Origin of the sequence: Micromonospora musae, from assembly GCF_003626545.1 — a bacterium.
Classification (GTDB): Bacteria; Actinomycetota; Actinomycetes; order Mycobacteriales; family Micromonosporaceae; genus Micromonospora; species Micromonospora musae.
The window spans coordinates 417,312-428,530 of sequence record NZ_RAZS01000005.1; the positions used below are offsets into that span (position 1 = coordinate 417,312).

11 protein-coding genes are annotated in these 11,219 nt (G+C 74.8%); 8 read left to right on the top strand and 3 right to left on the bottom strand.

Annotated features, from left to right (window positions below; genetic code table 11):
• Positions 1–33: 33 nt before the first annotated feature.
• Positions 34–396, bottom strand: coding sequence for an STAS domain-containing protein (locus tag D7147_RS16640; RefSeq protein WP_120678590.1), 363 nt, complete (start codon positions 394–396; stop codon positions 34–36).
• 339 nt (positions 397–735) lie between these two features.
• Between D7147_RS16640 and D7147_RS32445 the strand changes: the two genes are divergently transcribed.
• A complete protein-coding gene (locus D7147_RS32445) occupies positions 736–876 on the top strand; it encodes a hypothetical protein (RefSeq protein ID WP_158609361.1) in 141 nt (46 codons plus the stop codon).
• Between the two features lie 243 nt (positions 877–1,119).
• Positions 1,120–1,527: a hypothetical protein gene (locus D7147_RS16645; protein WP_120678592.1), complete on the top strand. Its 408-nt coding sequence runs from the start codon at positions 1,120–1,122 to the stop codon at positions 1,525–1,527.
• A 116-nt stretch (positions 1,528–1,643) separates the two neighbouring features.
• Here the strand turns inward: D7147_RS16645 and D7147_RS16650 are convergent, their stop codons facing one another.
• Complete coding sequence (locus D7147_RS16650; protein WP_120678594.1) at positions 1,644–2,282, bottom strand: maleylpyruvate isomerase N-terminal domain-containing protein; 639 nt, start codon at positions 2,280–2,282, stop codon at positions 1,644–1,646.
• A 174-nt stretch (positions 2,283–2,456) separates the two neighbouring features.
• Here D7147_RS16650 and D7147_RS16655 point away from each other — a divergent pair, with 174 nt between their 5' ends.
• Genes D7147_RS16655 through D7147_RS16665 form a run of 3 tightly spaced genes read left to right on the top strand, consistent with a single transcriptional unit; the run spans position 2,457 to position 4,240 of the window.
• A complete protein-coding gene (locus D7147_RS16655) occupies positions 2,457–3,143 on the top strand; it encodes a BON domain-containing protein (RefSeq protein ID WP_120678596.1) in 687 nt (228 codons plus the stop codon).
• Between the two features lie 54 nt (positions 3,144–3,197).
• Positions 3,198–3,695, top strand: a complete 498-nt coding sequence (locus tag D7147_RS16660; protein ID WP_120678599.1) for a redoxin domain-containing protein — start codon at positions 3,198–3,200, stop codon at positions 3,693–3,695.
• Positions 3,692–4,240, top strand: coding sequence for a DsbA family protein (locus D7147_RS16665; RefSeq protein ID WP_120678601.1), 549 nt, complete (start codon positions 3,692–3,694; stop codon positions 4,238–4,240). The genes D7147_RS16660 and D7147_RS16665 overlap by 4 nt, the downstream gene beginning before the upstream one ends.
• Here the strand turns inward: D7147_RS16665 and D7147_RS16670 are convergent.
• On the bottom strand, positions 4,237–7,224 hold the full coding sequence (locus D7147_RS16670) for a LuxR C-terminal-related transcriptional regulator (RefSeq protein WP_407663354.1): 2,988 nt from the start codon (positions 7,222–7,224) through the stop codon (positions 4,237–4,239). The two genes, D7147_RS16665 and D7147_RS16670, sit on opposite strands and share 4 nt — an antisense overlap.
• A 114-nt stretch (positions 7,225–7,338) precedes the next feature.
• Between D7147_RS16670 and D7147_RS16675 the strand changes: the two genes are divergently transcribed.
• From D7147_RS16675 to serS, 3 genes are all read left to right on the top strand, one after another.
• Entirely contained in the window at positions 7,339–8,547 is a 1,209-nt protein-coding gene (locus tag D7147_RS16675; RefSeq protein ID WP_120678602.1) for a saccharopine dehydrogenase family protein, read from the top strand.
• 31 nt (positions 8,548–8,578) lie between these two features.
• The gene (locus D7147_RS16680) at positions 8,579–9,655 is read left to right on the top strand and encodes a DNA polymerase III subunit beta family protein (protein ID WP_120678941.1); all 1,077 of its coding nucleotides are present in this window, start codon (positions 8,579–8,581) and stop codon (positions 9,653–9,655) included.
• 189 nt (positions 9,656–9,844) lie between these two features.
• Positions 9,845–11,131, top strand: a complete 1,287-nt coding sequence (serS, locus tag D7147_RS16685; RefSeq protein ID WP_120678943.1) for a serine--tRNA ligase — start codon at positions 9,845–9,847, stop codon at positions 11,129–11,131.
• Positions 11,132–11,219 lie beyond the last annotated feature (88 nt).

Sequence of the window (11,219 nt, forward strand, 5' to 3'; positions counted from 1 at the left end):
GGGTTGTCGAGCCCGATCGGGGATGAGCGCGGCTCAGGCGCCGGGGAGCACCTCGGGCGTGGCCGTGCCGGCGTAGTAGGGCTCCGGAGCACCGAAGAGCCCGAGCAGGCCGGTCACCCAGAGCTGCCGGTGCACGAACCGGCTCGGCTCGGTGACCACGAGCTTGACGCCGCTCACCTCGGCGGTCTGGAACCCGGCGACCATCGCGCTGATGCCGACGGAGTCGATGAAGGTGACCAGGCGCATGTTGAGCTCGATGCGCGCCGGATGCCCCTTGGCCAGCACCTCGGCGATCGCTTCACGCACCTCGTACGCGGTGTCGACGTCGATCTCGCCGCGTGGGGCAATCTCCACGACACCGCCGGACAGTACCGACTTCACGATCGACAGGCTCACGCGAGCACCTCCACCCGCCCGTCCCCCGGGCGCCTCATCAGTACGCGGGCCGCGACCGAGAGTATTCCTCCGATGGCCTCGGTCGCCACCCCCGGGGGATGAGCAATTCGCGGATCAGGGCACATCTCGTCACCCTTGTCCGGATTCTTCTCTTCGTCTGTTCGTTCGACGGCCCCTCGGACCGACGCACCGCCGCCCAGGGTAGCCGGTCCGCGCCAGCCGGGCGGAAACGACGCGGCCGGTAAGGGTCCGGACCCATGATCCGATTTCGCACGGCGCGGGTGCGTTTGCCGGGGCGGCCTAGCATCGGCCGGGAGTCCACGACAGAGGGGATGATCAATGATCAAGAGACTGGCCGGGCTGGCCGGCGTCGGTGCCCTGCTCGCCCTCGTACTGGCCTGCGGCTTCGGTGGCAGCGGAGACGATGACGACGATGACGACGACTTCGCCCGGGGTGCCGCCGTCGTCTCGGTGCGCTGACCACCCCATCTCCGTCTCGAACGGGCCGGCCGCCCGAGCGCGGCCGGCCGCCGGGGCATGGTGAACCCGGCGCGACCCCGGCCGTCAGGCCCCACCACTTCGGGCGGTCCGGCTGGGGTGATTCGGCGGGTTTGGGGCGCCGATGGGCGGGGCACTGGCGGGTAGGCGAACCGTGACGCGCCGATCCGGATGGCCGGGAGCCGACCCGCCCGCCGTGGCCGGCGCACCGAGGAGGTAATCCCGATGTTCGGAACGACCCTGCTGGACCGCCGCAGCAGACCCGAGCGAATCGCGGACCAGGCGTGGCAGCACCTGGTCTCCAGCGTCAACACCGCCGGCGACACCGTCCGAGGCACCGCCCGCTCCGCGCAACGCGGCGGACACCGGCTCAGTGACGGAGCAGGTGACGTCGTGGGCAACGCTGCCGACGAGGCCCGCCGCCGGGCCACCCTCGCCTTCGACGCGCTCGCCGGTCGACGTCCGGCGCTGCCGTGGACGCTGCTGATCGGTGTGGCGCTGGTCGGCGCCGCCATCGGTTGGGCCGCAGGTACCGCCGCCCGGGCCGCGGGCAGCCGGGACGACCGCGCGGTCGACGACATCGACTTCGTGGACGTGGACCGCCCCAACTCCCCCGCCAACCTCGACACCTGAGCCCGAGCAAGGACGGTCCCGACCGGCCCGCCGCGCATCCGCAGCGGACGAACGACCCCGGGTTCGTTGATGTCGGGGTGTCCGGCACCTCGACGACACCCCGACATCAGGTCGAGTCAGATGGCGTTGATCCGCTCCGGCGCGCGTTCGGCGCGGGCCAGGGCGCGCAGCACCGCCGGCTGGCCGTGACGGCGTACCGCCAGCCGAGCCAGCAACGAGAGCACCGGCTCGAAGACGTCGACGGGTAGCTCTGAAGTGGCCACACCGACGCTGACCGCCAGGTCGTCGGAGTGCACCGCGATCTCCATGAGGCGGGTGGTCAGGAAGTCGTCCAGGGTGAGCGACCAGGGCCCCCGAGCCAGGTGCACCACCCGCCCCGCCGGCTCCCGGGTCAACGCCTCGGTGAGCCGCTGCACCGCCTCGGCCGTACGGGCGGCCAACGCCTGCGGCCCCTCCTGCGCGATCCCCTCCCCCACCCGGCGGATGCCCACGTTCACGTCGTCGTCGACACTCGCGCCGATCCAGCTGCCACGCGCGTAGTGGTCGAGCAGACCTATCGGATCACCGGCCGGCACGGGCTCGGCGAGCACCGCCTCGACCTGGAAGACCTGCGAGGCGAGGTGCCCCGCGAGGCCGGCGACACCGAACTCGGCGAGCGCGCTCGGCTGGTCCCAGCGCTCGGCGACCGCCGGGTCGCCCAGCAGCCGCACGGCCGAGCGAGCGGCCGTCAGGTAGGCAGTTCTGATCGCAGCCATGTCGTACCTCCTTCGGGGTGGGACCACGCGAGCCTAGACCCCGACGGCCACCTCCAAGATCGTCGGACCGCGATCACCCGGGTCGGGCGAGGGTGGCTCACCCCGACCGGCGGCAGCATCGCCCCCGGGCGGCCGTGCCTGCGGAAGCCCCCATGCGAGACGAGGAGGGAGCCGATGGCCACCGAGACCGTCACCCGTACCGATCAGGAGATCCAGTCCGACGTCCTCGACGAGCTGACCTGGGAGCCACGGGTCCGGCCGCACGAGATCGGCGTGACCGTTTCCGAGGGCGTTGTCACCCTCACCGGCCGGGTGGAGAGCTACGCGAAGAAGTGGGCCGCCGAGCGGGCGGCGCACCGGGTCCCCCGGGTCCGCGCGGTCGCCAACGATCTGACCGTGCAGCTGCCCGGCGGAGCGGAGCGGGCCGACCCGGAGGTGGCCGGCGCGGTCGGGCACGCCCTGGAGTGGGACGCGTTCGTACCCCTGGAGCAGTTGCAGGTCACCGTCTCGGACGGCTGGGTGACCCTGCACGGCGAGGTGGAGTGGGAGTACCAGCGGCGAGCCGCCGAACGGGCGGTCAGCCGACTCACCGGCGTACGCGGCCTGAGCAACGGGATCACCGTGCGGCCGTCGATCCGCGCGGACGGGCACGAACTGGCCGAGCGGATCGTCGACGCCCTCGCCCGCAGCCGGGCCACCGAGTCCGAGCACGTCACGGTGCGGGTGCACGGCGACACGGTGCTACTGGCCGGTCTGGTGCACTCGATCCCGGAACGTGCCGAGGTGGAACGGGTGGCCTGGTCCGCGCCGGGCATCCGGGAGGTGCAGAACCACATCGCCGTCGCCCCGGTCCTGCATTGAACCACCCCGGCAGGGTGAGCCGACTTCACCCGGCCGGCGGCGAGCGTGGGAGTCATGACTGATCCGAACGGGCTGATCGGACCGGGGCGGCCGGCGCCGGACTTCGCGCTGCCGGCCACCCCGGACGGGCGGCGCACCGGCGTCCGCGAGTACCGCGGCCGACCGGTGGTGCTCGCGTTCTACCCGGCCGACTGGAGTCCGGTCTGCGGCGACCAGATGGCGCTCTACCAGGCCGCCATGCCGGAGTTCGACCAGTACCGGGCGGCCGTGCTGGGCATCTCCGTGGACAGCTTGTGGTCGCACCGGGCGTTCGCCGAGGACCAGGGCGTCGGCTTCCCGCTGTTGGCGGACTTCGAGCCGAAGGGGGAGGTGGCCCGCGCGTACGGCGCGTACACCCGCAGCGGTGAGGCCGCGCGGGCGCTCGTGGTGGTCGACCCGGACGGCGCGGTCGCCTGGTCCCAGCTCTACCCGCCGGAGGTCAACCCGGGCGCGGACGGCATCCTCGACGCGCTGGAGCGGATGTGCGCCAGCGGGGAGGTGAGGGTCGGATGACGACTCCGCTGCAGGTCACCGCCCGTCTGCGTACGCCGGTGACCGGATCCGACCATGTTCGGGGCGCGGCCGACGCCCCCGTGACGATCGTCGAGTACGGCGACTTCCAGTGCCATTACTGCGGCGCCGCGTACCCGAACCTCACCGAGCTGCTCCGGCAGCGGGAGGGCACGGTACGGCTCGTCTACCGCTACTTCCCGATCGCCAACGTGCACCCGTACGCGGAGAGCGCGGCCGAGGCGGCCGAGGCGGCCGGGGTCCGCGGCCGGTTCTGGGAGATGCACGACTGGCTCTACGAGCACCAGGACCAGCTCGACCCGGTGCACCTGTCGCTCGGCGTCGAACAGCTCGGCATGCCGCCGGACGACATCGACGCCGAGGTGGAGCGGCACGCCCACGCCGACCGGGTACGCCGGGACTTCGTGGGCGGGATCCGCAGCGGGGTCAACGGCACCCCGACCCTCTTCGTCAACGACGCCAGGCACGACGGCGGGTACGCCCTGCCGGACCTGCTCGCCGCCGTCGACGCCGCGGCCGACACTTAGATCAACCGCAGCTCGCGCGCCCGCCGGACCGCTTCTCGCCGGCGGGTCGCGTCGAGCTTGCGGTAGATGTTGCGCACGTGGGTCTTCACCGTGTTGACCGACAGCGACAGCTCACTGGCTATCTCCACGTTGGACAGGATGCTCTGCAGGTAGCGCAGGATGGTCAGCTCCCGCTCGGTGAGCGGCTCCTCCAGCGTCGGCCCCGGCTCCACCGGCCCCCGTTCGGCCGGCTCGTCCGCGCCCCGCACCAGGTCGCTGACCATCGACCAGTGCGCCGTGCCGGTGTCGAGGTGCGCGGCGAGCAGATCCCGCACGGCCGGATCGGCGCGGGTGAAGACCCGCCGGACGCCCTCCGGACCGGCGAGGTCGAGCACCCGCTCCAACGTCCGGCCGGCCCGGCGCTCGTCCCCGCCGTGGCGCGCCAGCACCGCGTCGAGCAGGCCCGCGTCCACGCGTACCGGCAGCGACCACCGCTCCGCCTCCGGCGCCGCCCAGTCCGGCAGGGCCCGAGCGGCCGCCCGCGGGTCACCGGCGCGCAGCTCGACCCGGGCCAGCGCCACCGCCACCGGGGCCAGCGCCACCGCGACCGAGGCGAGCGGCTCGACCTGGTCCCGCAGCGGCCCGGCCAGCAGGTCCCGGGCGGCCTCCAGGTCACCCCGGGCACCGAGCAGGTCCGCGTCCGCGGCCAGCAGCTGGTAGGCCAGCTCCACGGCGGCCGGCCGGTCCGCGATCCGGTGCCGCGCCTCGGCCAGCAGCCGGTGACCGGCGGCCACCTCACCCCGGTCGTGCAGCAGCTGCGCCCGGCAGAGCGCGGCGACCGCCGCGGCCGTGGTCTCCCCCACGGCACTCCCGGCACGGGCCGGCGTCTCCGACTCCCCGGTCGCGGCCCGGGCCAGCGCCAGGTTCCCGGCGACCTCCTCGGGCTGGTCCCGGTGCAGAGCCACCACGGCCAGCGCCAGCTGGGCGTACGCGCAGTCGAGGCGGCAGGCCCAGCCGTGGCAGGGCGGCATCGCCAACGCGGCCCGGGCGGACGCCTCGGCGGCCCGCAACCTCCCTTGCACGGCGTCGAGCAGCGCCGAGCGGCTGGCGCAGACCAGCTCGACGCGGAGCCGGCCCGCCTCCCGCGCCGCACCCAGCGCCCGGGCGAACCGCGCCGAGGGCAGCTGCCCCTCGGCCAGTTCCACGAGCCCGAGCGCGGTACCGGCGAACGCCCGCAGCTCGGCGTCCTCGGTGGCGCTGCCCCTCGGCCCGCCGGCCACCGGCGCGGCGAACGGTTCCGGGGCGCGCACCCCGGCGGCGGGGGCCGAGCGCTGGGCCGGACCGGTGGCGGGCTCCCCACTCGGGGCAGCCAGGTTGGACCGCCCGGGCGGCGTGGGGTGCGCCCGGATCAGCCGCGCGGTCGCGGCGCGCACCTCGGCGTGGTCGCCGGCGAGCCGGGCCAGCGTCAGCTCCACCGCGGTGGCCAGCCGGAGGAAACGGTCCCGGCGCTGGGCGGGCAGGGTGTCCGCGACCGCGACCGCGGCGTGCAGGTGCGCCGTGGCGGCCTGCGGGTCACCGGCGTGCGCCCGCTCCGCGGCGCAGGCGAGGGCCAGCTCGGGATCGCGGCGCACGACCTCGGGTGGTGGCGGCGCCGGCACGGGGGCGCCGAAGTCGGACCGGTCGTACGGGGCCAGCTCCGGCCACTGCGCGACGAAGATCTCGGTCGCCCGGTCCCAGTGACCGCCGGCCAGCGCGTGCCGCAGCCCCTCCGCCGGCCGGCCGTTGTCGGCGTACCAACCGGCCGCCCGAAGATGCAGCTCACGCAGCTCGTCGGCGGGTAGCCTGGTCAGCTCCGCCCGGAGCAGGTCGGCCAGCAGCGGGTGGCAGCGGTACCAGGGCGGGCGGCTCTCGTCGCGACGCAGCAGGCCACCGTCGCCGGCCAGGTCGGCGAGCGTCCGCTCGGCGTCCGACCCGCCGGTGAGCGCGTCGGCCAGGTCGGCGCAGACCGTCTCGGCGAGCGCGGTGCGCCGCAGCAGCTCGCGGGCCGCCGGCTCGACCGCGGCGAGCACCTCCTCGTGCAGGTAGCCGGCGACGTCCGGCTGGTCGCCCCCGAACTGCTCGACCCAGCGCGACGGGTCGGGCTGCCGCTGCAAGGCCAGCGCGGCGAAGCGCAGCGCCGCCGGCCACCCACCGGTCCGCTCCCGCAGCCGGTGCAGTGCCGCCCCGGTCAGCGCCACGCCGTGCGCGGTCAGCAGGTCGGCCACCTCGTCGTCGGTGAAGGCCAGCTCGTCCGGACCGATCTCGGTCAGCTCTCCCGCCAACCGCAGCCGGTGCACGGCCAGCGGCAGCCCGGCCCGCGCCCCGACCACGAGACGCAACCGCTGCTCGGCGTGGCGGAGCAGGAAGTCCAGCCCGGTCAGCGCGGCCGGGTCGGTGACCCGGTGCAGGTCGTCGAGGACCAGTAGCACCGGCTCTTCCCGGGCGGCCAGTCCGGCGGCCAGCAGCTCCAGCTGATCCGGCCGGGGCGGTCGGTCCGGCACCTGCGCGCCGTCCCGCCCGGGGCCCGTGCCGGCCCGGAGCGCAGCCGCCAGGTACGACCAGAGCCGGTCGCCGTCGTCGCCCGCCTCCACCGACACCCAGGCCGGCACCGGCCGGGCCGCCTCGACGACGCTGCCGTCCGGGCGCACCTCGGCGCCCTCGCCCGAGCTGCCTCCCACGAGCCGGGTCCAGGCCGCGAGCAGGGTGCTCTTGCCCCAGCCGGCGGGCGCGCTGACCAGCGTCACCGGCCCGGCGCTGCCCGCGTCGAGCCGGCGCAGCAGGCGGGGCCGGGCCAGCACCGACTCGCCGAGCGCGGGCGGGTGCAGGCGGGACGCGAGCAGCGGCGGCCGGACGTCGTCCGCCGTCCCCACGCGTACGGCGCTTCGCTGTTCCGGCATCCGGCCCACCCCCACGGACGCGTTCCACCCCCCGGTCGGCGGGCGGATACCCGGCGCGGGGCCGTTCACCCCTTCGGGGCGAGCCCGTTCACCCCTGAACGGGCCGAGGGTGCAGACCGGACTTGACGGGATATCCCGGACAGCCCTCTCGAATGGCGCGATGGCGGGTGGCACACTCGCGGGATGGCTGGAGAGCGGGCGTACGACGTGGTGCTCTTCGGGGCGACCGGCTTCACCGGCGGGCTGACCGCCGAGTACCTGGCCCGGCACGCGCCGGCGGGGCTGCGGTGGGCGCTCGCCGGCCGCAACTCCGACCGGTTGGCGGCGGTCCGCGACCGGCTCACCGCGATCGACCCGGCGCTGACCGAGCTGCCGTTGCTGACCGCCGACACCACCGACCCCCGTTCTCTGCGCGCACTGGCGGAGCAGACCCGGGTCGTCGCCAGCACCGTCGGCCCGTTCATCCGACACGGCGAGCCGCTGGTCGCCGCCGCCGCCACCGCCGGCACCGACTACCTGGACATCACCGGGGAGCCGGAATTCGTCGACCTGATGTACCTGCGCCACCACGCCGAGGCGGTACGCACCGGATCGCGTCTCGTGCACGCCTGCGGGTTCGACTCGATCCCGCACGACCTGGGCGCCTGGTTCACCGTGCGGCAGCTCCCGTCCGACGCGCCGATCACCGTCGACGGTTTCGTCCGCGCCGGCGGACGGTTCTCCGCCGGCACGTACCACTCCACCCTCATCGCGTTCTCCCGGGCGGCGCAGGCCGGCCGGGTCGCCCGGCAGCGGAGGTCCACGGAGCCGCGGCCCGAGGGCCGGCGGGTCCGCGCGGTACGCGGACGGCTCACCCGCCCGGACGGGCTGGGCATGTGGGCGGTACCGCTGCCCACCATCGACCCCCAGATCGTCCGGCGCTCGGCGGCGACCTGCCCGGCGTACGGTCCCGACTTCCGCTACCGGCACTTCGCCGCCGTGAAGCGGCTGCCCACGGTGCTGGCCGCCGGGGTCGGCCTGGGCGCCGTGGCGGGCCTGGTGCGGCTGGCGCCGACCCGGCGCTGGCTGCTCGGCCGGCTCACCTCCGGGCAGGGACCGGCGGCGCAGCGGCGGGCCCAGTCGTGGTTCCGGATCCGGTTCGTCGGCGAGGGCGGCGGGCGCCGGGTACGCACCGAGGTGGCCGGGGGTGACCCGGGGTACGACGAGACGGCGAAGATGCTCGCCGAGTCGGCGCTCTGCCTGGCCCTGGACGACCTGCCGCCGACCGCAGGCCAGGTCACTCCGGTGACCGCGATGGGCGAGGCGCTGCTCACCCGGCTCACCCGCGCCGGGATCACCTTCCGGGTGCTGGAGGCGGTCGACACCGACGGGCTTGACCCTCGACCAGCTTGAGACGGCAGGATCGGTCGACGTGGAGAGCGAACTGCGCAGCATCGGCGAACTGGCGAGGGCCAGCGGGCTCACGGTCAGCGCCCTGCGGTTCTACGACTCGGCCGGGGTGCTGGTGCCGGCCCTGGTCGACCCGGTGACCGGCTACCGCTGGTACGCCGACGAGCAGCTGGCCCCGGCCCGGCTGGTGGCCGGGCTGCGCCGGGTCGGCATGCCGGTCGCCGAGATCGCGGCCGCGGTGCGGGCCGAACCGGCCGCCGTGCACCGGCTGCTCGACGTGCACCTGCGCCGGCTCGAGGACGGCCTCGCCGACGCCCGCCGCGAGCTCTCCCGGATCCGCGCCCTGGTCGGCCCCGAGAAGCCCACCCGGGCCGTCCGCGTCGTGCTCTCCCGCGCCGAGCTGACGTACGCCGTCGACGCGGTCCGGTTCGCCGTCGGCACCGACCCGGAGCTGCCGGCCCTCACCGGCGTCCTGTTCGACGTGGCGCCGGACGGCGTCCGCCTGGTCACCACCGACCGGCACCGGATGGCGCTCGCCCGGGCCGACGTCACCCGGATGGACGGGTCGGCCGTGCGGGTGCTCGCCCCGGCCGGCTTCGTCGACGAGGTCCGGGCCCTGCTGGATAGCGGCGCCGACCTCACCTCGGCGGTCCGGTTGACCGTCGAGGGCGACACGATCGCGGTTTCGGTGGCCGGCCGCACGGTGACCGGCTCGCTGCTGCCGTACGACTTCCCGGACTACCAGCGGCTGCTCCGGGCGGCCGCCGGCGACGCCCCGACGTACCGGATCCCGGTCGACGTGGCGGCGCTGCGGACGGCGCTGCGTCGACCGGGCGCGCCGACGATCGCCCGGGAGTACGACGGGGCGCCGATCGCGGTGAGCGTGCTCGGCGTCGACGGGCGGGGTGCGCTGCGGGTGCTGGAACCGGACGAGACCGGCCCGGACGGCGGACTCCGGTTCGGGGTGAACGGCGACTACCTGCTCGACGCGCTGGACGCCGCCGGTGGGCCGCAGCTGGTGCTGGAGCTGGACGGCCCGATCACCCCGCTGGCCGTACGCCGCCCCGACGACGACGCCGCCCTCTCGATCCTGATGCCGATCCGACTCTGACCGGCACGCCACCGGCCGGAACCACGACGCGCGGAGACGGTGCCGGCCGGCCGACACGGCGGCCGCCGATCGGGGGCCGCCCGCTCGGTCGAGGCGGCCCGGGCGCGCTCCCCAGGCCCGAACGCGGCGGGCTGCGACGGTAGCATCTGGGGATCCACCCGACTGCCGGACGGAGGCGTACGGAGCAGCATGCTCGACATGGAGTTGATCCGGAAGGATCGCGAGGCGGTGGCGACCGCGCTGGCGAAGCGTCTGGATCCCGCCGAGGTCAACCGGGCGCTGGACGAGATCCAGCGGCTCGACCAGGAGCGGCGCGCCCTGATCGGTGAGATCGACGCCGATCGGCAGCGCCGCAAGGCAGAGGCACGGGCCTACGCGGAGGCGAAGCGGGCCGGCCGCGAGCCGGAGGTCGTCGCGCCCGAGGCCGGCCGCAAGCAGCTCTCCGAGCTGGAGTCCGAGCTGGACGAGGTGCAGGACCGGCTGCGCACCGCGATGAGCGAGCTGCCCAACCTGCCCGCCGACGAGGTGCCGCCGGGCGGCAAGGAGGCCAACCAGGTCGTCAAGACCTTCGGTACGGCGCCGGTGATCGAGAAGGTCCGCGACCACGTGGAGCTGTCCCGGATGCTCGGCCTGGTCGACCACGAGCGGGGCGTGAAGCTCGGCGGCTCCGGCTTCTGGATGTACACGGGGATGGGTGCCCGGCTGGAGTGGGCGCTGCTGAACTTCCTCATCGACGAGAACGTCAAGGCCGGCTACGAGTTCCTGCTCCCGCCGCACCTGCTGCTCGACACGGCCGGCTTCGCCGCCGGGCAGTTCCCGAAGTTCTACGACGACGTCTACCACCTCGACCGCGAGGGTGCTCCCCGTGGCCAGTTCCTGCTGCCCACCTCGGAGACGGCCATCCTCGGGGCGTACCAGGACGAGATCCTGGACACCACGACGCTGCCGCTGAAGCGGTTCGCGTACACGCCGTGCTACCGCCGGGAGGCGGCCGGTTCGCACTCGGACGAGCGCGGCACCGTCCGGGGCCACCAGTTCAACAAGGTGGAGATCTTCCAGTTCACCCTGCCCGAGCAGGCGGAGGCGGCGCTGGAGGCGATGGTCACCCACGCCGAGGGGCTGGTCGAGAAGCTGGGCCTGCACTACCAGCGCAGCCTGCTGTCGGCCGGCGACGCCAGCGCGTCCATGCGCAAGACCCTCGACATCGAGGTGTGGATGCCGAGCATGGACAAGTACAAGGAGGTGTCGTCGGTCTCCTGGGCCGGCGACTACCAGGCACGCCGGGCGGCCATCCGCTACCGCGAGCCGGGCGGCAAGCAGACCCGGTTCGTGCACACGCTCAACGGGTCGTCGCTGGCCACCAGCCGCCTCTTCCCGGCCATTCTGGAGCAGTTCCAGCAGCCCGACGGCTCGGTGCTGGTGCCCGAGGTGCTCCGCGACCGGCTGGGCGTCGACCGCCTCACGCCGGGCCGCTGAGCCTGCGCCGTGGACGGGGGCCGGTGACGGCCGGCTCCCGTCCCACGCGCGGCCGCCGGCTGGCCGGCGAGGTGGAACGCGCGTTGCG